The sequence below is a fragment of the Streptomyces bicolor genome, assembly GCF_000719285.1.
GTDB classification, from domain to species: domain Bacteria; phylum Actinomycetota; class Actinomycetes; order Streptomycetales; family Streptomycetaceae; genus Streptomyces; species Streptomyces bicolor.
Window position 1 is genome coordinate 13,370 of the sequence record NZ_JOFS01000018.1, and the last position, 21,026, is coordinate 34,395.

14 protein-coding genes, 2 tRNA genes and 1 pseudogene are annotated in these 21,026 nt (G+C 70.8%); 11 read left to right on the plus strand and 6 right to left on the minus strand.

The window, feature by feature from the left end:
* Positions 1-76: 76 nt before the first annotated feature.
* Positions 77-4,543, minus strand: a complete 4,467-nt coding sequence (locus IF78_RS0123480; protein WP_078662551.1) for a hybrid sensor histidine kinase/response regulator — start codon at positions 4,541-4,543, stop codon at positions 77-79.
* A gap of 338 nt (positions 4,544-4,881) precedes the next feature.
* Positions 4,882-5,391: an SSI family serine proteinase inhibitor gene (locus tag IF78_RS0123485; protein ID WP_031484235.1), complete on the minus strand. Its 510-nt coding sequence runs from the start codon at positions 5,389-5,391 to the stop codon at positions 4,882-4,884.
* A gap of 182 nt (positions 5,392-5,573) precedes the next feature.
* Between IF78_RS0123485 and IF78_RS0123490 the strand changes: the two genes are divergently transcribed.
* From IF78_RS0123490 to IF78_RS0123500, 3 genes are all read left to right on the plus strand, one after another.
* A tRNA-Ser gene (locus IF78_RS0123490) sits at positions 5,574-5,664 on the plus strand.
* A 201-nt stretch (positions 5,665-5,865) separates the two neighbouring features.
* A tRNA-Arg gene (locus IF78_RS0123495) sits at positions 5,866-5,938 on the plus strand.
* A gap of 96 nt (positions 5,939-6,034) precedes the next feature.
* Entirely contained in the window at positions 6,035-6,586 is a 552-nt protein-coding gene (locus tag IF78_RS0123500; RefSeq protein ID WP_051828117.1) for a YcxB family protein, read from the plus strand.
* 66 nt (positions 6,587-6,652) lie between these two features.
* On the opposite strand, the gene IF78_RS0123505 is transcribed toward IF78_RS0123500, so the two are convergent.
* Positions 6,653-9,649 carry a SpoIIE family protein phosphatase gene (locus IF78_RS0123505; RefSeq protein WP_031484240.1) on the minus strand — a complete coding sequence of 999 codons (2,997 nt, stop codon included), beginning with the start codon at positions 9,647-9,649 and terminating at the stop codon, positions 6,653-6,655.
* Between the two features lie 118 nt (positions 9,650-9,767).
* Here IF78_RS0123505 and IF78_RS50910 point away from each other — a divergent pair.
* Positions 9,768-9,904, plus strand: a pseudogene (locus IF78_RS50910) (pyrimidine utilization protein A); the annotation flags it as partial.
* Positions 9,905-10,052: 148 nt separating this feature from the next.
* Here the strand turns inward: IF78_RS50910 and IF78_RS43820 are convergent.
* Together IF78_RS43820 and IF78_RS0123520 are read right to left on the minus strand one after the other, a co-directional pair.
* On the minus strand, positions 10,053-10,622 hold the full coding sequence (locus IF78_RS43820; protein WP_051828120.1) for a GtrA domain-containing protein: 570 nt from the start codon (positions 10,620-10,622) through the stop codon (positions 10,053-10,055).
* Positions 10,623-10,860: 238 nt separating this feature from the next.
* A complete protein-coding gene (locus tag IF78_RS0123520) occupies positions 10,861-11,688 on the minus strand; it encodes an NAD(P)H-binding protein (RefSeq protein ID WP_031484244.1) in 828 nt (275 codons plus the stop codon).
* 109 nt (positions 11,689-11,797) lie between these two features.
* Here IF78_RS0123520 and IF78_RS0123525 point away from each other — a divergent pair, with 109 nt between their 5' ends.
* Positions 11,798-12,202 (plus strand): winged helix-turn-helix transcriptional regulator, encoded by a 405-nt coding sequence (locus tag IF78_RS0123525; protein ID WP_051828126.1) that lies wholly within the window; start codon positions 11,798-11,800, stop codon positions 12,200-12,202.
* A gap of 12 nt (positions 12,203-12,214) precedes the next feature.
* On the opposite strand, the gene IF78_RS0123530 is transcribed toward IF78_RS0123525, so the two are convergent.
* Positions 12,215-12,697, minus strand: coding sequence for a MarR family winged helix-turn-helix transcriptional regulator (locus IF78_RS0123530; RefSeq protein ID WP_031484248.1), 483 nt, complete (start codon positions 12,695-12,697; stop codon positions 12,215-12,217).
* A 177-nt stretch (positions 12,698-12,874) separates the two neighbouring features.
* Between IF78_RS0123530 and IF78_RS43825 the strand changes: the two genes are divergently transcribed.
* The 6 genes from IF78_RS43825 (at position 12,875) to IF78_RS43835 (ending at position 20,248) form a co-directional block, all read left to right on the plus strand.
* Positions 12,875-13,270 (plus strand): HGxxPAAW family protein, encoded by a 396-nt coding sequence (locus IF78_RS43825; RefSeq protein ID WP_037641068.1) that lies wholly within the window; start codon positions 12,875-12,877, stop codon positions 13,268-13,270.
* 70 nt (positions 13,271-13,340) lie between these two features.
* Positions 13,341-14,213 carry a DUF2797 domain-containing protein gene (locus IF78_RS0123540; protein WP_078662552.1) on the plus strand — a complete coding sequence of 291 codons (873 nt, stop codon included), beginning with the start codon at positions 13,341-13,343 and terminating at the stop codon, positions 14,211-14,213.
* Positions 14,214-14,361: 148 nt separating this feature from the next.
* Complete coding sequence (locus tag IF78_RS0123545) at positions 14,362-14,844, plus strand: SseB family protein (protein WP_234439869.1); 483 nt, start codon at positions 14,362-14,364, stop codon at positions 14,842-14,844.
* Positions 14,841-15,491 carry a hypothetical protein gene (locus IF78_RS43830; RefSeq protein WP_051828128.1) on the plus strand — a complete coding sequence of 217 codons (651 nt, stop codon included), beginning with the start codon at positions 14,841-14,843 and terminating at the stop codon, positions 15,489-15,491. The genes IF78_RS0123545 and IF78_RS43830 overlap by 4 nt, the downstream gene beginning before the upstream one ends.
* A complete protein-coding gene (locus IF78_RS49775) occupies positions 15,491-16,450 on the plus strand; it encodes a putative T7SS-secreted protein (RefSeq protein ID WP_234439870.1) in 960 nt (319 codons plus the stop codon). Before IF78_RS43830 ends, IF78_RS49775 begins: the two co-directional genes overlap by 1 nt.
* A 15-nt stretch (positions 16,451-16,465) precedes the next feature.
* On the plus strand, positions 16,466-20,248 hold the full coding sequence (locus IF78_RS43835) for a DUF6531 domain-containing protein (protein WP_234439871.1): 3,783 nt from the start codon (positions 16,466-16,468) through the stop codon (positions 20,246-20,248).
* The last annotated feature ends 778 nt before the right edge of the window (positions 20,249-21,026 follow it).

Sequence of the window (21,026 nt, forward strand, 5' to 3'; positions counted from 1 at the left end):
GTGCGGCCGCGGGTTGTCCGTGGCCGCACGACAACGGTTCCCCGCGCCCCGTTCGGGGCGCTTCAGCGGGCCTTGGTCAGTTGGTGCCGATCCTCGCCAGCAGGTCCACGATCCGGCTCTGCACCTCGCCGCTCGTCGAGCGCTCCGCCAGGAACAGCACCGTCTCGCCGGAGGCCAGCCGTGGCAGGTCGGCCTGGTCGACGGCGGCCGTGTAGACGACGAGCGGGGTGCGGTTGAGCTGCCCGTTCGCACGCAGCCAGTCCACGATCCCGGCCCGGCGGCGGTGTACCTGCATCAGGTCCATCACCACCAGGTTCGGCCGGAAGTCGCCCGCCAGCGCCACCGCGTCGGCGTCGCTCGCGGCCCGCGCCACCTGCATCCCGCGCCGCTCCAGCGTCGCCGTCAGCGCCAGCGCGATCTCCGCGTGCTCCTCGATGAGCAGCACGCGCGGCGGGTGCTGCTCGGTGTCCCGGGGCGCCAGCGCCTTCAGCAGTACGGCCGGGTCGGCGCCGTACGCCGCCTCCCGTGAGGCCTGTCCGAGCCCGGCCGTCACCATCACCGGCACCTCGGCCGCGACGGCGGCCTGCCGCAGCGACTGCAGTGCGGTCCGGGTGATCGGCCCGGTCAGCGGGTCGACGAACAGCGCGGCCGGGAACGCCGCGATCTGCGCGTCGACCTCCTCGCGCGAGTGCACGATGACCGGCCGGTAGCCGCGATCGCTCAGCGCCTGCTGGGTCGTCACGTCCGGTGCCGGCCACACCAGCAGCCGCCGCGGGTTGTCGAGCGGCTCCGGCGGCAGCTCGTCGTCCATCGGCTGCGGGCGCGGAGTGTCGGCGACCTCGACGGCGCCGCCCGGCCCGTCCAACGGCTCCGGCCCCTCGGCGGCGTTCTCGTCCGGCGCGCCTATGGCGTACGACCGTCCGGCACCCTCGGTCATCGGCGCCAGCCGCGCCTGCCCGGTCGGCGAAGGCTGCGCCTGCCCGCCGAGCGACGGCTGCGCCGGCACCGGTTGTGCGGGCACCGGCTTCTCGGCCGGCGGATGCGGCCGCGCCGTCTGCTCCGCCGGGGCGGAGGCCCGCGCGGCGGGATCGGGCGGCGTACCCAGCTTGCGGCGCCGTCCGCCACCGTTGGTCTGATGCGGGGGAGGCGTGGCCGACGACTGGGACGGCTGCGACGGGGGCAGGGCCGGCGCGGGCTGCTGCACCTGCGCCGCCTGCCGCGTGAACGGCACCCCCTGCCCCAACGTCCGCACGCTGATCGCCCGACCCTGCGTGGAGTTCGGGTCGACAGGCGTACCCGGAGCTGCGGCTTCGGCCGGAAGGGGCTGCGCCGCACGCTGCTGCTGGGCCACCGCCGCGGCCTCGGGAGGCAGTGCCGTGCCCGGAGCCGGGGTGCCGGGGGCGGGTTGGGGCTGGGCCTGCTGAGGAGTGTTCGGATTCGGCGGTACGGGTGTGGCGGCGCCGTTCGCCGGTACGGCCGTCCCGGCGCCGGAGGTGTCGTCGGCGACGGGCCACGGCTGCGGGGCCGGAACGCCCTGGGCCGGCGTGCCCTGCGCGGGTACGCCCTGACTGGGGGTTTCGGCGGGGAGAGGCTGACCGGGCACCGGCTGAGGCTGCCCCTGCTGACCAGGGACCGACTGCCCCGGAATCACGGGAACCGCCTGTCCCGCCCCACGCTGGGCCACCTCCCCGGGCACGGCCACCTGAAGCCCCTGCCCGGCGGTGCCCTGCACGGGCGCACCCTGAGCAGCGCCGGCCTGCGCCGGAGCGGCCGCCGCGGGAACACCCTGCCCCTGCACGTTCTGCTGCACGTTCTGCGCCGCGACACCCTGCGCGGACGTCCCGTCCGCCGTCTCCGCCTGCCGGCCCACGGCCCGCCGGCGACGCCCGGTCGGCGCGCTGGTCGGATGCGGCTGCGGCGGGGTGTGGTCACCGGCCTGGTCGTGGGGCACGGCGTCGTGCTGACCCTCGTCGACGAGTACGTCACCGGGAGCGCTCTGCCCGGGAACCTGCCGCTGAACCTGGGCCTGAGCCTGCTGCCCTTGCACGGGAGCCTGACCCTGTCCCGGAACCGCGCCCGGAGCCATCGGCGAAGCCGGAGCCGCACCCGCAGGCGCTGCGGCCGCACCCGTAGGAGCCACAGCCGTACCCGCAGGAGCCGCGGCCGCACCCGGAGTCGGCTCGGCGCCACCCGCCGCCTCCGCACCGGCCGCGCCACCCCGGTCCGCCTCGGCGGGCGGCAGCGCGAACACCTGCCGGGTCCCCGCCGCCTGCGCCTGCCCAGCCGCACGCGCGGGCGCCGCGGCCAGCGCACGCCGGCGCCGTCCGGTCGGCTGAGACCCGTCACCCGAGTCGGCCGCACCGGCCCCCGAGGGCGACTGTCCGCCGTTACCGCCCGCGGGCAGCGCGGCCGGCAGCGCGTGCTGCTCACCGCCGTCACGCCGGGCACGTCGCCCACCGGGTGCGGGCACACCCTGCGGCGGTACGGTCCCGCCCAGGCCGTTCCCGGCGGCCGCTGTGCCCGCCGCATGCTCGGCGGCCGTCACGACGGCGCCCTCGGCGACCCCGTCCCCGCCGTCCTCGGCCGGTCGCCCACGGCGCCGTCCCGTACCGCCGGAGCCCTCGCCGCCACCGTCTCCCTGGGGGAGCTCGGGCGCGGTGGCCGCGCGCCTGCGCCGCCGCCCGGTGGGCGCCGCACCCTCGGCCTCGGCGCCCTCGCCCTCGGCCTCGGGATGGTCGCTCTCCAGGAAGGCGTCGACGGAGGACCGCCGGGCCCGCCGCCGCCCGCCGCCGGCACCCTGCTCGGCCTCGAGGGCGACACCCTCGGTCCCGTCAACGGCCTCGGCCCCGGCGGCCTCGACCGGGGCGGCCGAAACGGCCCCGGCCCCACCGCCGATCGGTACCTCGAGGACGAACGCACTGCCGCTCATCCCCGGCACCTCGTGCGTCTGCAGCACACCGCCATGAGCCCGCACGATCCCGCGCACGATCGGCTCGTGCACCGGGTCTCCCCCGGCATACGGCCCACGCACCTCGATCCGTACGACCTCACCGCGCTGCGCCGCCGCGACGACCACGGTGTTGTCCAGATAACCGCCCGCCGACACGGGCGAGTTGCCGGTCGCGTCGACCCCGGCGACATCCGCGACGAGATGCGCGAGCGCGGTGGCGAGGCGCTGCGGGTCGACCTCGGCCTCAATGGGCGGCGCGTGCACGGCGAACTGCACGCGCCCCGGCCCGATGAGCTCCACAGCGCCGTCGACGCCCGCGGCGACGACGGCGTCGAGCATCACCTTCGTACGGGAGACCTGGTCGCCACCCGAGTCGAGCCGCTGGTACCCGAGGACGTTGTCGATCAGGGTCGTGATCCGCGAGTAGCCGGCCGACAGGTGATGCAGCACCTGGTTGGCCTCGGGCCACAACTGGCCCGCGTCGTCCGCGGCGAGCGCGGCCAGCTCACGGCGCAGCTCGTCGAGCGGCCCGCGCAGCGAGCGCCCGAGCAGCGTCAGCAACTGCTCGTGCCGGCCCGCCAGCGCCTCGTACCGGTCCTTCTCCCGCTCTCCGAGCGAGGCGTACCGCTCCTCGCCGGCGGCGAGCTCCTCCTGGTGCCGCTCCTGCAGCTCCTCGACCTCGGTCACGTGCTGCTGCCGCAGGGCGGTCAGCTCGGAGGCGTGCTCCTCGGCGAGCCGCTCCAGCTCCTCCTCGTGCCGCTTCTCCGCGGCGGTCTTCTCCTCGGCGAGGGTGTCGTACGCCCGGCGGTCGGTGAAGGTCATCACGGCGCCGACGAGCTGGTCGCCGTCGCGCACGGGCGCGGTCGTCAGATCGACGGAGACCTTGTCCCCGCCCTTGGACCACAGCACCTGACCGCGCACCCGGTGCTTGCGCCCGGAGCGCAGGGTGTCGGCGAGCGGGGACTCCTCGTACGGGAAGGGGGACCCGTCCGCACGCGAGTGCAGTACGAGCGTGTGCAGCTCCCGCCCGCCCAGATCACTGGCCCGATAACCCAGGATCTGAGCGGCGGCCGGATTGACGAGCACGATCCGCCCGTCGGTGTCGGTCCCGACCACACCCTCGGACGCGGCCCGCAGGATCATCTCGGTCTGCCGCTGCGAACGCGCCAGCTCGGCCTCGGTGTCGACGGTCCCGGTCAGGTCCCGGACGACGAGCATGAGCAGCTCGTCACCGCTGTACCCGTACCCGTCGTAGGCCTGCTGCCCGTTCTCGAGATTCGCGGACGTGACCTCGACCGGGAACTCGCTGCCGTCCGTCCGCCGGGCCATCATCCGGGTCGGCTTGGTCCGCCCCTGCGGATCCATGTGATCGGGTCGCCGCATGGACCCCGGAATGAGCTTGGAGTCGAAGTGCGGGAGCAGATCGAGCAGCCCGCGCCCGACCAACGCGGTCCCGGGCGTCTCGAAGGCCTCCAGGGCGATGGTGTTGGCGTTGACGACGGTCCCATTGGCGTTGACCAGCAGCAACGCATCGGGAAGCGCGTCGAGTATGGCTGCGAGGCGAGCAGCGCCTCGGGATGGCCTGCTGCTCACGAGACGCTTCCTCCCTGTTACCGCACCTTGCCGACCGCTCGGGCCATCTTGCCAACCGTCCCGCAGCGTGTCACGCGAGGGAGTCTAAGGGCTGGGGTTGCGCTCGCGACGCCGGATGAGAGGGAGGTCGCACGACGAAGTGACCCAGAACGTATGACCGCCTGTGCAGATGTCCAGCTCGCCCTCCTTCCAGCGGCCTTCCGGCTTCGCGAGACCTTCGCGGGACATTTACGGACCCGATGCGTCCCCCTGGGAAAGCCTGTACGAAGGCTGTACGGCCGCGTACCGGAGCCCCCGCTTCCCCGCTCGGCCGGGCGAACGGCGGTGATGGCCCGCGCTCACGCCCACCCCTCCTGCCGCAGATCGGGGAGCACGGGCACCAGCCGGTCCCACCGCCCGATCTGACACCCGTCCCCGCGGTCGTAGCGCGCGTCGACGGGCCGCCCGGCCCAGGTCCCGGTGACATGGGCGGTGGCGGGACCGCCGTACTGCATGGTGCAGAGGGTGTCCTTCGGTACGGGAGCGAAGGCGTCCGTGCCCCACCGGGTGCCGCGACCGAGCGCGGCGCAGGCGCCGGCGACGTCGGGGTGGTCGCCGCCGCCGGGGTGGCAGTACAGCTCGTAGGTCCCGTCATGGCCGCCGCCGGCGTTGCGGACGGTGATGGTGAGGTGGTCGCCGGAGCGGCCGGGGTCGAGGAGTGACGGGAGCGTGAGGGGGAGAGGCGCGGCCTGGGCGTACGCCGAGGCGGGCCCGACGGTGGCGGTGCCCACGGCGACGAGGGATCCGGCGGCGACGAAAAGGAGCCGCCCGACGCGTCCGGCCGCGGCGGAACGATTGACCTGCAACATGACCTGACCAACGCCCCGCGCCCCCCGACGTTGCGCCCCGCGAAGCAGGCCGCGAAGCGCGCCGGGAAGGGCTTTGCCCTGTGGCCTCCCGGCCTAGTACCGTGGACGTCGATTGGTGACACCACGCTCGACTGTGTCATCATCTGCACGCATCCAATCGCGCTCGCGCGAGCGGCTGTGCTGGAGGCGTCGCCTAGTCCGGTCTATGGCGCCGCACTGCTAATGCGGTTTGGGCCTTAAAGCCCATCGAGGGTTCAAATCCCTCCGCCTCCGCGCTCGATCACGAAGCCCCGGTCCACAGGACCGGGGCTTCGTCGTTCACAGGCTCACTCCCGCAGACCGCCCTCAGAGGCATTTCCGCAGGTCACAAGGGGTAGGCCAAACGGATTTCACATGGCGGCGCCGGTCATGTAATGTTCTTCCTGTCGCCGCGAGCGGGCCGGAAGGGCCGGGATCGGCGGGAAAACAAAACAAGCACTCGTAGCTTAACGGATAGAGCATCTGACTACGGATCAGAAGGTTGCAGGTTCGAATCCTGCCGAGTGCACAACAACCCAGAGGCCCTGCGGAGTGATCCGCAGGGCCTCTGGCTTTTGCATGCCGGTCGGATCCTCCCGGGACTTGCTCGCTACGATCCCTGCCCATGGACACCAGGGGCGGGGAATCCACACCGCAGAACACGGATCTCGGTAAGCCGGTGGAGTTCGTCTACCGGCCGACGGCAGCGGACTTCGAAGAGGCGTTGCGGGCACGAGCGCGGCGGTCATCGGCGGGACGCGCCCAGGCACTCATGGCGCCGGTCATGGCGGCGGTCGCCGTGAGCGTCTTCTCGGTTGCCAGGGATGCCCCGCCGGTCGTGTGGATCATCTCGCTGGTGCTCGCCGTGCCGATCGCGTTCTGGGGCACTCTGCGCGGGCTGCGCACCATGGCCCGACGGATGCACAGCATGGTGGAGCCGTACGGGGAGGCCCGAATGGTGGCCGACGAACGCGGTTCGGTCACCACCGGCGAGCGGGCGTCCTTCAGCATGCACTGGGTGGTGTTCCGGGAGTACCTGGAGACGCCCGGCCTTTTCGTGCTCCTCGGCGGTGACCGCGCGGCCGGTGTCGCCGTGCTGCCCAAGCGGGGTGCTCAGGATGCTGCGGACATCGACCGGCTCCGGGCGATCCTGGACCGGAACCTGAAGCGGCTCTAGACGGCCGGGGGGGGGGAGAGAGCTCCAGACGGCTGTGGGGACTCGGCCGCCACGCCCCACCTGCAACTACCGCTCCCCGAACCTCAATCCGTCCAAGTCCCCATCCCCGTCCCAGTCCCAGCCGGCGACCCCGTCCCAATCCCCTTCCAGGCCCCCTGCGGAGTCCTCCCCCAACCCCGCCATCCCCAGGAACATCGCCGCCAACGGATCGGCCCCCGATCCCTCCCGGGCCGTGTCCGGCGACGTCTGCAGAGCCTGTTCGGTCCAGATGCACTTCCCGGTCGGGGTGTAACGCGTCCCCCACCGCTGCGACAGCGCCGTGACCAGTTGCAGCCCTCGGCCGCCCTCGTCCGTCTCCGTCGCCCGGCGGATGCGCGGCATCGTCAGGCTGCCGTCGAAGACCTCGCAGATCAGGTCGGCGCCGTGGAGGAGGCGGAGGCGCAGGGGGCCCCTGGCGTGGCGGATGACGTTGCCGACCAGTTCGCTGGCCAGGAGTTCGGTCGTGGGGGTGAGGGCGTCGAGGCCCCAGGCCGCCAGCTGGGTGCGGATCAGGGCGCGGGCCTGGCCCGCCGCTCTGGGGTCCTCGGGGAGGGGCCAGGAGGCCATGCGGGAGGTGGGCAGTGCGTGGAGGCGGGCGAGGAGGAAGGCCGCGTCGTCGGCCGCCTGCTGGTCGGTGGGGAGGAGGGCGGTCGTGATCCGCTCGCAGAGGCGGTCCAGGTTGTTGGCCGTGCCGTCCTTGTGGGAGGTGCCGAGGACATCGGCCAGTGCCGCCATGCCCTCGTCCATCTCGCGCTTCGACGACTCCACGAGGCCGTCGGTGTAGAGGACGAGCACGCTGCCCTCCGGAACCTGGATCTCGGTCGTCTCGAAGGGGGGTTCCGCCGCGCCCAGGGGCGGGTCGGCCGACAGGGGCGGGTACACGACCGTGCCGTCCGGGTGGAGCAGGGCGGGTGGCGGGTGGCCCGCCCTGGCTATGGAGCAGACCCGGGTCGTGGAGTCGTACAGCGCGTACAAGCACGTCACGTACGACTCCTCGCCCATCGCCCCGACGATGTCGTTGAGGTGGCTCATGATCTCGTCGGGCGGCAGTTCGAGGTCGGCCAGGGTGTGGACGGCCGTGCGCAGGCGGCCCATGGTGGCCGCCTCCGGAAGGCCGTGGCCCATGACGTCGCCGACGACCAGGGCCACCTGGCCGCCCGAGAGCGGGATGATGTCGTACCAGTCGCCGCCGACGTCCATGCCCTGGCCCGCCGGGAGGTAGCGGGCCGCGGCCGTGCAGGCGGGGAGGGCCGGCAGGTCGCGGGGGAGCAGGCTGCGCTGGAGTTCGCGGGACCGGGTGTGCTCGGCGTCGAAGAGGCGGGCGCGTTCCAGGGCCTGGGCGACCAGGGCGCTGGTCGCGGTCAGCAGGGTGCGCTCCTCGTCGGTGAGGCGGCGCGGGTGGTCGAAGCTGATCGCGCAGATGCCGAAGGTGTGGCCCGAGGCCGTGAGGGGGAGCAGCGCCCAGGCCTGCTTGCCGGCGCGGGCGGGCAGGTCCGCCAGATCGGGGTAGCGGGCGGCGAACTCCTGCGGGGAGGACATGAACAGCGGGGCGCCGGCCACTATCGCGTCCCACAGCGGGCTGGACTCCGTACGCTCACGGCCGTCGAGCACGGCGAGGACGTCGTCCGGGTAGCCGACGGATCCGACGGTGTGCAGCCGGTCGCCCTCCGCGGCCTGCACCACCAGACCGGTGGCCTCGAACGGCGGCAGCACCCCGCGGGCGACCGCGTCCACCACGTCCTTCGAGGTCGTCGCCTTGGCCAGCGCGGCCGTCAACTCCGCTACCCGCGTGGCACGTTCGGACGCGGCACGCTCGGCGCACCGGCGCTCCTCCTCCAGCCGGCGCCTCTCGGTGACGTCGGTGAAGTAGATCGTGCGGCCGTCGGGGCCCGGGACCAGCCGGAGGTGGCACAGGCGGCCGTTGGGCAGCCGTACGTCGAAACTGACCGACTTCTCCGCGGCGGCGGCCTGCCGGCAGCGGATCTCCAGGCCGGGCACCTGCTCGGCGGCGGGCAGGTCCCACAGCAAGCAGCCGAACAGCTCCTCCTCGGAGTAGCCCAGGGTGCGTTCGGCCTCCACGTTGGCGAAGGTGATCCGCCAGTCGTCGTCCATCGCCAGGAAGCCGTCGCTCATGTGGCGCAGGGCCCGGCCGAGCGCGTCACGGGCGGAGCGGGGCTCGTCGCTGTCCCAGCCCACGCCGATCATCCGGTGCGGGTCGCCTTGTTCGTCGTACGTCACCCTGGCGCGGGCCTGCGTCCAGCCCCAGGTGCCGTCGAGTTTGCGTACGCGGTACTCGGCCTCGAAGACGCCGCCGTCGAGGATCGCCCGGTCCGCCGCCGCCAGCGTCGGCGCCAGGTCGTCGGGGTGGACGCAGCGCATCCAGCTGTCGACCTTGCCGGTGAAGTCCTGCGGGCGGGTGCCGTAGAGCTCCAGGGCGGCCTGGTCCCAGAGCAGTTCGCCGGTGCGGATGTTCCAGTCCCAGGAGCCGACGCTGACCTCCTTCAGGGCCTGGCGCAGGCGCCCGCCGTGCTGCCCCGGCAGGGCGGGCCCGATGGGCGGCGGTGCCTGGACCATACGGTCCTCGGCCCAGGCGACGAGGGCACGCAGGAACTTCCAGTGCTCGCGGGTCGGTTCGCCCTCGTCGCCCATCAGGACGCTGAGGGCGCCGGTGCTGCGGTGGCCGCTGTACATCGGCAACGCGGCCAGGCCTGTGCCGGGCCAGTTGGCGTCCGGGGTGTCGACCGCGCCGGCCGGGCTCAGCGGGACCCAGACGCCGCTCCCCTCGTGCAGCGCGCGGGCGGGGGCCAGCGGGCCCTCCTGGTCGATGATCTCCCAGTGGCGGGTCAGGGCGGGCGGCAGCCCGGCCGTCGACACCAGGCGCAGCGCGGACATCGGGCCGCGGAGGTGGATCATGCCGCCGAGCGCGCCCAGCTCGCCCACCGCGTGCTGCAGGGCCAGCCGGAAGACCTCGCTTCCCGCGACACCGGGGGCCACCGTGGCGAGCAGTGCCAGCCGAGCGTTCATGCTGCGGACTTTACCGTTCCGGGCTCAACCGGTTCGGTGCTTCGCAAGATCCTTACGCCCCGCACGCCTTGGCTCGACAAGCCGTCAACAGCCAAGGCATCACATGGAGTTGACGCAGCGGTTCGCCGCCGAGCACGCCGACTACAACTTCATCCTGGGCAGCGGCGTCAACACCCCGCTCGCCTTCTCGACATCACGGCGACGCTCGTGGAGGCGGCGCGCGAGACCGGCCGGGACGTCGGGGCGCTCTTCCTCCGCTGATGAAGTGCCGACGGGCGTGAGCGGTTGGAGTGTCTTGAGGACGGCGGTGGTCGCGGGAAACCCGAAGCCTGCCACGGGCGACCCTCGACGCGGCGACGCGCGATCACTTCGGCGCCGAAGCCGGGCTGTATCTGAGGGACGGCTACGCGGCGGACGGGAGCAGCGGGAGGTACGTAAGGCGGTCGGGGGCGGTGGTGAGGGCGCCGGCGGACGGGGCGCCGACGGACTGGATGCCGACGGACTGGATCGGGGCGGTCTGCTTCTGCGCCGGGGCCGTCTCCTGCTTCCGCTCGGCGAACACGAACAGCCGCAGGACCAGGAACCGGCCGATGCCGGCCAGCCCGGAGGCGGTGAGGTAGACGGCCTGCTCACAGAGCAGCGTGGGGGACGGCTGGACCGCGTGGAGTATCAGCATCGCGGCCGTCGTCACGAGGTACGCCGCGGTGGCCGAGCCCGCCGACTGCAGGTGCCGGCGCAGCCCGGCGCGGCGTCCGGTGCCGAACGTGAACAGGGCGTGCAACTCGGTGCACAGGAGGGTGGAGGCGACGGTGATCAGGGCGTTCGCCAGCGCCCAGGGCAACGCCGTGGCCACCAGCGGTACGGCGGCGCCGGAGAGCAGCCCGACACCGCCGCCGCACACCACGAACCGTACGAAGGAGGAGAGGGCGCCCGGCTTCGACAGGCGCTGCGAACACTCCATGGCGGCATCCATGGCGGCTTCCTTCCGGGCGGAGCTGAACCTCTGACGGATTCAGCTCATCCCGGCCCGGCTTCAGCTGGGCCTCGGTCGGGCTTCAGCGGTGCCTCAGTCGGCTTCAGCCGGGATCAACCGAGGCCAACGATTCCGTTGCCCGCCCGTGGAAACGATGGAGTGGTCTACCGGATCGAAGGTAGGGCAGGCTCCACCCTGAGGGGTCGGGCAGAGCCGACCGCCGCTCCTTGAACGCCCGTTACTTGAACGCCCCCACACTGCGCCCCGCCCACTCCGCGAACGACCGCGCAGGCCGCCCGAGCAGCCGCTCCACGTCCGGGCTCACCCGCCGCAACGCGGCCGACGGAGCCCCCAGCATGTCGAGCGTGCTCTCGACGACCGGCTCGGGCATGAACCCGAGCATGCGCTCCCGGGCCTCGGCGCGGGTCAGTTCGACGAACCGCACGGGCTCGCCGAGCGCCCCCTCGATCGCGGCAGTCTGCTGCCGAGGGGAGACGGGTGCCGGCCCGGTCAGCTCGTAGACCTCCCCGTCATGCCCGGGCTCGCGCAGCGCGTGCGCGGCGACCTCCGCGATGTCGGCCGGATCGACGGTCGGCAGGCCGACGTCGCCGAAGGGCGCGGCCACTTCCCGTCGCGCGCGGATCATGTCGGCCCACTGAACGGTGTTGGAGTGAAAGCCGCCCGGGCGCAGCATCGTCCACTGCAGCCCCGATGCCCTGACGGCGTCCTCCAGGACCGGGGGATGGTCCCCGGTGCCGACCCCTTGGGACGACAGCAGCACTACTCGCCGTACGCCTGATTCCCGTACGGCATCCAGGACAGGGGCGAGGTCACCGCCGGACGCGACGAACTCACCGGACGTCAGCAGGAACAGGGCCTTGGCCCCGTCGAGGGCGGGCGCCAGGCGCTCGGGTTCGGTCAGGTCGGCCTGGTGGTGGCGGGTCCCCACCGAAACATCCCGCGCGGAGATGCGGCGCGAGACCGCCGTCACCTGCTCGTCGGCGTCCACGAGGGCCCGCACAAGTGGCCGTCCCACATTGCCCGTTGCTCCGGTCACCACGATCATCATCGGTCTCCGTTCCGAGTGCGGATCTCGTGTCTCGTCTCGTACGGCGACGCTACTGTTGTGGGGGTAGTAGGTACCTAGAGGAAAGTATTGGCGGGCGGGGGTAATTGTGACCGAGGACACAGGGGTGCGGGTTCCGCACGGCGTCGCTCCTGAGAACGCCTGCCCGATCGCCCCCGTCGTCGACATCGTCTTCAGCCGCTGGACCACCCCGATCCTGTGGGCGCTCCACGAGTACGGCCGTCAGCGCTTCGTCGAACTGGAGCGCCGTATCGCCACCATCACGCCGAAGGTACTGACGCAGCGGCTGCGCCAGTTGGAGCGGGACGGGTTGGTCGTACGCACCTACCACCCCGAGGTGCCCCCGCGCGTGGAGTACGAGATCAGCGAACTGGGGCGCAGCCTCGCGCCGTTGTTCGCCGCGCTGTCGGAGTGGTCCGTGAAGCTGGGAGAGGTTGAACGGGCGCGGGTGGAGTACGACGCGCGGGAGGGCGAGCGGGTTCGCGGGCGCTGATCGGCCCGCCGGTCACTCCTTGTCCTGTACGCGGAGTTCGTCGATGTAGGTCTGTGCGAGTCCGGTCGTGCGAGTGAACCAGTCCGTGAGGACGGCGATCTCGTCGGCGGAGTAGGACGCGAAGAGGTCGTTCAGGCGGGCGTAGTAGGGGCCGTAGAGAGCCTGGACCCGGGTGACCGCGGACGGCACGGCGGCCACGCGCACGCGGCGGCGGTCGGTGGGGTCCGGGCGTCGGGTGACGAAGCCCGCGCGTTCCAGGCGGTTGATGATGCCGGTCATCGCGCCGGTCGTGACGTGGGCGTGTGCCGCGAGGTCGCCCGCCGTGAGCAGGTTGTCGCCGGCTTTCAGTACGCAGGCGAAACAGAGCAGGTCGGTGATGTTCAGGCCCAGCCGCTGGGCCATCTCCTGCTGGCCGAGGAGGTGGGCGGCGATGAGGGAGTCCATCGCCTCCAGTGCCTGGGCCGGGCTGGCTGTGGGACGCGGCTTGGCTGGCATCTTCCTGATTACCTTAGCTTGCGAGAGATTTAGCGCCTAAACTTCTCACGCGGTGAGGGAATTCGGGTCACTTCGACACGGGTTCGGTGCGGGTTCGGCACGGGTTCGATCGGGCTCGATCGGGCTCGTCGGGTTCTACGGGTGAGTTCCGCTGCCCTACGAGAGGGAGGCAGGCACATGAGCCAGTATGACGAGGGGCACACGGTCGCGGGTTGGACCGGGACCGGGATCGCGACGGTCGGCGCCACTGTGCTCGGAGCGGGGATATGCCTGGTTTCGGGCGTGCTGATACTGGGCGGGCTCGGGATCCTGGCGGCGAGCGCCCTCGTCACCTGGGCACTGCACCTCGCCGGGTGGGGCAAGCCGCCGGGCGTCCGGCCGCGGGGCGCGTGGCGGATGGGGGCGCGCGACCTGACCGCGCGGGACGGGCATGCGGAGTGCTGGGGATGCCGGTTGGCGGGGCGTGGTCGGCGTGCGGGTGCGGGTGCGGGTGCGATGGCGGTGACGGGGGCGTCCGGGGCGGTTACTGCGGGTGTGGAGCCCGAGCCGGCTGCCGCTGAGGCGGGGCGCTGAACCAGGCGAAGTCGGCCGATCCGGTCACTCGACGGGCGTTGTCAGTGGCAGACCCTACGCTCGAAGAGCGATGGCACAGGCATGGAGATGCAACGGGCTGCGCTGGTCGGCGGACGGCCCCGAACTGGCGTGGGACGGTGGGCGGCGCTCGGCGCTGACCTGGGGGAAACGGGTGGCCTTCGGGGTCGCGGAAGGAGGAGTGCGGACATGCGTGGGGGCACGGGGGCATGCGTGTCCGGTACGGGCGGTCGTGCCGGGGAGGAGTACGGGGGCGCGGTGCGAGGAGTGTGCGCGGCTGGACCGGGCGCACTCGGTGGCCGCCGACACGATCGCGGACGATCCGCGCCCGTACCACGTATATCTGGCGTGGTTCGGCCCAGGGATGACCAAGGTCGGCATCACCGCTCTTGAACGCGGCTCGGCACGGCTGCTGGAGCAGGGCGCGGTCTGCTTCAGCTGGCTGGGCGCCGGCCCCCTGATGGCGGCCCGGCGCACGGAGGAACTGCTCCGCGCGGCGTTGCGGGTACCCGACCGGATTCCGTACGCCGACAAGCGCGCGGTGCGGTCCGCGCTGCCGGCGTCGGCGGCCGAACGGGCGGCCGAGGTGGAGGACCTGCACGCCAAGGCTGCCGCGCTGGAGGGCTGGCCGGAGTCACTCACCCGTGAGTCCTGCCAACCGGTGGATCACGCCGGGGCGTTCGGTCTCACGGATCTCCCGGCGGCCGTCGGGGAGGTGACCGAGCTGGTCGCGGGCGGGGCGGTGAGCGGGAGGCTGGTGGCGGCCGCCGGGCCGGATCTGCATCTGGAGACGGGTGGCGGGGTGGTCGTGGTCGACACGCGGCTGATGCGGGGGTGGGGGCTGGTGCCTGCTGCCGACGCAGAACTGTCGCTTCCCTTGCGGGAGTTCAGGTCGCAGACGCGCATCCAGGAAGGCTTGTTCTGACCGGCGTCCTCGTCGGGCCACGGATCACGATGTCCCAGCTCAGCCAAGTCTGGCCGACACGCGAATGCTGGCAGTCCGCGGACTGAACCAAGTAGCGTGATCGTTCGCTTGTGCGATGACTGGTGAAGTGTTTCAACAGGGGGATGACGTGAGCGCCGATGCCTTGCATCTGCGGACGCGGCTGCGGACGAGGTTGGCGGAGCTGGCGGAGACCGGGCAGGGCGATCTGCGTGCGGCCGTAGGGGAGTTCCGGCGCAGCGAGGTGCTGGTGCCGGTGGTGGACGGCTCTGTGCTGTCGGTCGAGATGGGCGGCATCCGCTGGCTCTTCGCGTTCACGGATGAGGCGGCGCTGGAGCGCTTTGCCCAGGCGCGTGGTGAGGCCGTGCCCGAAGGGGTGCCGGTCTTCGGGGCTCGGTTGCTGGATCAGGTGGTCCCGAGGGTGGCGAAGTCGGGCGGGCCGGTCGGGATCGCGGTGGACGCGGGGAGCGCGACGGGCATGGTGCTGCCTCCGGTGCCGGGCATCGTTCCGGACGCGGTGGCGCTGGACGCGGTGGCGCTGGACGCGGTGGCTCTGGACACGGCGGCGCCGGGCGCGGTGGAAACGGACGGGGAAGGGACGGCGGGCTCGTGAGCGGCGGCGACGGCTACCAGGTCGACCCGGAAGCGCTGGAGCGGATCACGCGGGGCATCAACCAGGCGATCGGTGAGCTGCAGGAGTTGGGCTTCGACATCGAGGCGAGCCAGGGCCGCGGCTTCGACGACTTGGAGCTGGCGGGTCTGGAGGTGGGAGACGCGGCGCTGCGCCAGGTCTTCGCCGACTTCTGCGAGCGGTGGGGCTGGGGGGTGTACTCGCTGGTGCAGGACGCCAATGAGTTCGCGGGTCGGCTGAACCTGTCGGCGGGGCTGTACCACGAGCAGGAGCAGTACGCCTCGAACACCTTCAAGAGGGTGTGGACGTCGGCCATGGGCAACCCGGGCCTGGCGCCGGAGGAGGTCGAAGGGCGTTCGTGGTCCGAGACATTGAAGGACAACCCGGTATCCCACGTCATGAACGCGGACTACAGCGAGGAGTCCATGCGGGAGGGCGAAGAGGCGGCCCGGCAGGCCTGGGCGCAGACGGCCGAGGACGTTCGGACGTCAACGGTGATACCGGGCGCGGCCTCCGATCCGCGGGCGGAATGGCAGCAGATCGGCCCTTCGCAGGCCGCGGAGTCCGGTGAGTCGGGGGCGCCCGGTGAGTCCGGTGAGTCCGGTGAGTCCGGGAAGGGTGAGCGCTGATGGGCCTGGGGGACATCGTCGACGGCCTCAGTGACGGCCTGGACAGTGCCGTCGACGGGGTGACGGAGAACGTCGGAGAGGCCGTCAACTGGACCGCGGACAAGACGGCGGACGGCTTGTCGGCGGTCGGTGCGGACAGTGCGGCCGAGGGCGTGCGCGACTTCGGCGAGGGGGTGAGCAACCGGCTGGGCGGCGATGTCGCCGAGCGCGGGCTGGGGGAGAGCGAGGACCCGAGGGAACTGGTCCACGGCAGTGTGGAGGCGCTGGAGGCGCGGTCGAAGCATCTGCGCGACTTCTCCCGGGCGTTCGAGAACGTCGGTCAGGGCATGCGCGCGCTGGGCGGCGACGGCTGGCAGGGCAAAGCGGCGGACGCCTTCCGCGAGAAGTTCGACATGCACCCCAAGCAATGGCTGACGGCGGCCGACGCCTGCGAAGCAGCGGCCGGGGCGCTGGGCACGTACGCGGACACTGTCCGCTGGGCGCAGCAGCAGGCGCAGCTGGCGATCGACACCTACCGTCGCGCCCAGGAGACCACCCAGAAGGCGACGGACGCGCACAACGCCCGGGTGAAGGCGTACAACCAGGCCGCCGATCAGTACAACGCGGCCACTTCGGCGGGACGCGACCCGGGCCCGAAACCGACCGAGCCGGGCGCCTTCGCCGACCCCGGTGAGGCGGGCCGACGGGACGCCGAGGAGATCCTGGCCGAGGCGCGCCGCCAGCGCACCGATGCCGCCCGCGACGCGCAGCGCAAGGTGGCCGAGGCCCTGGAAACGGCCCCGCCGAAGCCGGAGTTCACCGAACGGCTGAAGGCCGATGTCGTGGACGGCGTCGTAAGCACCACGCTGAACCAGGCCCACGTCGTGGGTGGTCTTCTCAAGGGCGCCGCGGACGCGGTTCAGCTGGTCCGCATGGTCAACCCGTATGACCCGTACAACCTCACCCACCCCGGTGAGTAGGAGAAGAACGCCAACATGGTGCTGGCCGGCCTGGTGAGCACCGCCGCGCATCCCGAACGCCTGCCCAAGGCCATCATCGGCAGCGGCTGGGGTGACGACCCGGCCGACGCGATGGGCTACCTCGCCTCGAACCTGATCGGCGGCAAGGGTGCCACGGGTGCGGCGCGTGGCGCGGCGCGGGGGGCTGCGAAGGGTGCGGCGACGGTAGGGGCCCGCGATGGCGTGACCTCATCGATCCGCAACACCGCCAGGCAACTGTGGTGCAAGCTGTTCGGCGGCGATCCCATCGACATGGCCACTGGCCGGATGTCATTGCCGCAGACGGATGTGACCCTGCCTGCGAAGTTGCCGCTGGTCTTCACCCGCCAGTTCGAGTCGTCGTACGAGGCCGGCCGCTGGTTCGGGCCGAGGTGGACCTCCACCGCCGACCAGCGCCTGGAGATCGACGCCGAGGGTGTCATCTGCATCCGCGAGGACGGCTCGCTCCTGGCCTACCCGCATCCCGCGCCCGGCGTGCCCACCCTGCCCCTGGCCGGTGCCCCCTACCCCCTGACCATCGACGCCTACGGCGACTACACCGTCACCGACCCCGCCTCCGGCCGCACCTGGTACTTCGCGGCCCCGGGCGGCGACGGCAACGGCATCGCCCTCCTGGAACAGATCACCGACCGCTCCGGCCAGTGGCTGACCTTCGAGTACGACCACGAGGGCGGCGCCCCGACGGCGATCGTGCACTCGGCGGGCTACCACCTCAAGATCGAGACGACCGGGGACCGAATAACCGCCCTGCGCCTGGCCGAGGCGGCTGCCGACGGGGCTCCCGACGGCCGCGACATCGACCTGGTCCGCTTCGGCTACGACGACCAGGGCCACCTGTCGGCGGTGACGAACTCCTCCGGCATCCCGACCCGCTTCACCAACGACGGTCTGGGCCGCATCACCGCGTGGACCGACACGAACAACTCGTCGTACCACTACGTCTACGACGACGAGGGCCGCTGCACCTCCCAGTCGGGCGACGCGGGCCACCTACGCAACACCTTCCTCTACGGCGACATCGACCCGGCCACCGGTCTCCGCACGATCACCGCGACCAACTCCCTGGGCCACAGCACCCACTACCAGGTCAACAGCGACCTCCAGGTGATCGCCGAGACCGGCCCCGACGGCGCCACGACCCACACCTCGTACGACCACTACGACCGCCCGCTGACGATCACCGACCCCCTGGACCGCACGATCGGCTACGCATACGACGAGGCAGGCCGCACAGTGCTGGCGGTCCGCCCCGACGGCCGCTACACCAGCATCGGCTACAACGACCAGGGCCTCCCCGTCTCCATAGCCGGCCCCGACGGCACGCATGTCACCCAGCAGTTCGACGAGTTCGGCAACCGCACGGCCGTAACCGACGCGTCCGGAACCACGACCCACTTCACCTACGACGACCTCGGCCACCTGGCGACGGTCACGGACGCGACAGGCGCGACGACGACGGTCCGCTGCAACTCGGCAGGCCTCCCCCTGGAGATCACGGACCCGCTGGGCGCAGTGACCCGCTACGAACGCGACGCCTTCGGCCGCCCGACGACGATCACGGATCCCATGGGCTCGGTGACTCGCCTGGAATGGACGGTGGAGGGCCGCCCGTCCCGCCGCACCGCACCCGACGGCACCACGGAATACTGGACCTACGACGGCGAAGGCAACTGCACCAGCCACACCGACGCCATGGGCGCCGTCTCCCGCTACGAATACACCCACTTCGACCTGATGTCGGCCCGCACGGGCCCGGACGGCGTCCGCTACGAGTTCGCCCACGACACCGAACTCCACCTGACGAAGGTCACGAACCCACAGGGCCTAACCTGGAGTTACGAGTACGACGCGGCCGGCCGCCTGGTGGCGGAGACGGACTTCGACGACCGTACGCTCACCTACACCTACGACGCCGCAAGTCGCTTGACCGCCCGTGCCAACGCGCTCGGCGAGGCCGTGACCTTCGAACGTGACGAACTGGGCAGGGTGACCCGCAAGGACGCGGCGGGCCGGCTCACCACGTACGCATACGACACGACCGACCAGCTGGCCCAGGCCACGAGCCCGGACGGCACGACGCTGACGGTGCTGCGGGACGGCGTCGGACGGGTGCGATCGGAGACGGTAGACGGCCGTGAACTGACGTACGCCTACGACGAGATGAGCCGCCGAACAGGCCGTACGACTCCGACCGGCGCGACGACGACGTGGTCGTACGATGCGGCAGGCCGGCGCACCGGCATGGTGGCGTCGGGCCGCGCCATCGACTTCACCTACGACGCGGCAGGCCGCGAACTGACCCGCCACATCGGCGAGACGGTCACCCTCCAGCACGCCTTCGACGAACTCGGCCGCCTGACGTCCCAGACGGTGACCGGCGCGGGCGAGCGCACGGTTCAGTCCCGGTCGTACACCTACCGAGCCGACGGCAACCTGACCGGCATCGACGACCACCTGTCCGGCTCCCGCCGCTTCGACCTGGACGCGGCAGGCCGGGTGACGGCTGTGCACGCGGTGAACTGGACGGAGCGGTACGCCTACGACGAGGCGGGCAACCAGACACAGGCCTCCTGGCCGGCCAACCACCCTGGCCAGGAGGCGGTAGGCACACGCGACTACGTGGGCACCCGCATCACCCGCGCGGGCAACATCCGCTACGAACACGACGCCCTCGGCCGCATCACACTCCGCCAGAAGACCCGCCTGTCCCGCAAGCCGGACACCTGGCGCTACGAATGGGACACCGAGGACCGCCTCACCGCGGTGACCACACCCGACGGCACCCGCTGGCGCTACACCTACGACCCCTTGGGCCGCCGCACGGCCAAACTCCGCCTCGCCGACGACGGCGAAACGGTCATCGAGCGGGTGACGTTCACCTGGGACGGCACCACTCTCTGCGAACAGACCACGTCGTCTGCCGACCTGCCCCACCCGGTCACCCTCACCTGGGACCACCGAGGCCTGAGCCCGATCTCCCAGACGGAACGCATAGCCGCAGCCGACGCCTCACAGGACGAGATCGACTCCCGCTTCTTCGCCATCATCACGGACCTCGTCGGGACACCCAGCGAACTGATCGACGAACAGGGCGATCTCGCCTGGAGCATGCGGAGCACCCTGTGGGGGACTACTGCCTGGGGCGCGAACAGCACCACCTACACCCCTCTCCGTTTCCCCGGTCAGTACTACGACCCCGAAACTGGCCTCCACTACAACTACTTTCGGTACTACGACCCGGAAACCGCGCGCTATATCGCACAGGACCCGTTGGGCCTGGTACCTGCCCCGAACCCGGCCATCTACGTGTGCAACCCCCACACGCGATCCGATTCACTCGGGCTTGCGCCAGATTGTCCACCTGGTGAAAATGCTCGTGGGATCTTCGATTTCAGGGAGCCGAATCCGAGCTTTCCTCCGGATGGAACGGCGACGGATGCTATGCGTTCAGCACCAATCGGCGGAAATATCGACTGCTCAGAGATCGCCGAGTACATTCTCCGCGAGACTGGAGGGCAAGGGAAGATTGTCAATTTCACCATCAAGGATGACCCAGTAATTAACATTCCTGAAAATTCGGGTCAGGTAGTGACGGAGTACCGCTACCATGACGTCTACGCAGATGGTCGATATGTGTATGACCCGGCAATGAGATCGGACCCGATTCCGTATGGCGACTACGAGCGGGCCATTCGACTGTTGAATCCTGGTAAGAAGCTCGTAGTTCAAAATGGAGGGTACTCGGGCCCTCTCTGGTGATACGTGGAGAGGTATTGATGTGTCTACTCGAAGTGTGCAGGCTATGCGTGTGCTCAGTAGATTCGGAGAGCTTGCATGGTTTTCTTTGTCCGCAGAGACCCATCCTGTATATGGATACTCGCAGGTGCCGTACATGGGGTGGCGTTATGAGTCGCCCCAAGAAAAGGTTGCTCAGCTCATAGAAGACGCTGTAAACGGGTTGAGTACCCAAGTTGAATGGACGCTCGACAGGACGCGAAGAAATTGGCTTCTCTTGCCATCCCGGATTGTGAGGGAAGCTCACGGGCTTGAAGATCCCGCATTCGCGAATGTCGTCCACTCGATCAACATCAATGATCAGGAATTCTGCGCCAGGGCGCAAACGGATCTTGAGTTGATCATCCGGCGCCTTCAAGAATCTCCGATCATGGAGGACTGATCCTCGCGGATGCAGTCGTCACCCTCACCTGAGACCACCACAACCTGCACGCCCTGACCAGATCGAACGCAAGACTACACAGGCCCCAGCACCGGCGCTTCGCAGGAGATCGACTCCCGCTTCTACGCCATCGTCACCCGGCCAACGGTATATCGGCTGGGTGTCATGGCAGGGCAGCCATGAAATATCGCCGAAGAGAACTAGGGAAATTCTCCCGCGAGATCGCGTAAAGGGGTGTTGAATGCCTCCAAATCTCAAGGAAACACTGGCATCAATGGGTCCTGGCGCAAGCTCGGAAAGATTCAATGAATTCCTCCAGCTGCCGAGTGGTCCTTTGCGGGGCTAATCGAGCTCCGCAGG

Bases quoted from the DNA above. Each gene is read 5' to 3' on its own strand.
- IF78_RS0123485 (WP_031484235.1), bottom strand. From the start codon at position 5,391: ATGTTGCAGGTCAATCGTTCCGCCGCGGCCGGACGCGTCGGGCGGCTC.
- IF78_RS0123500 (WP_051828117.1), top strand. From the start codon at position 6,035: ATGGACACCAGGGGCGGGGAATCCACACCGCAGAACACGGATCTCGGT.
- IF78_RS0123505 (WP_031484240.1), bottom strand. From the start codon at position 9,649: ATGAACGCTCGGCTGGCACTGCTCGCCACGGTGGCCCCCGGTGTCGCG.
- IF78_RS43820 (WP_051828120.1), bottom strand. From the start codon at position 10,622: ATGGATGCCGCCATGGAGTGTTCGCAGCGCCTGTCGAAGCCGGGCGCC.
- IF78_RS0123520 (WP_031484244.1), bottom strand. From the start codon at position 11,688: ATGATCGTGGTGACCGGAGCAACGGGCAATGTGGGACGGCCACTTGTG.
- IF78_RS0123530 (WP_031484248.1), bottom strand. From the start codon at position 12,697: ATGCCAGCCAAGCCGCGTCCCACAGCCAGCCCGGCCCAGGCACTGGAG.
- IF78_RS43825 (WP_037641068.1), top strand. From the start codon at position 12,875: ATGAGCCAGTATGACGAGGGGCACACGGTCGCGGGTTGGACCGGGACC.
- IF78_RS0123540 (WP_078662552.1), top strand. From the start codon at position 13,341: ATGGCACAGGCATGGAGATGCAACGGGCTGCGCTGGTCGGCGGACGGC.
- IF78_RS49775 (WP_234439870.1), top strand. From the start codon at position 15,491: ATGGGCCTGGGGGACATCGTCGACGGCCTCAGTGACGGCCTGGACAGT.
- IF78_RS43835 (WP_234439871.1), top strand. From the start codon at position 16,466: ATGGTGCTGGCCGGCCTGGTGAGCACCGCCGCGCATCCCGAACGCCTG.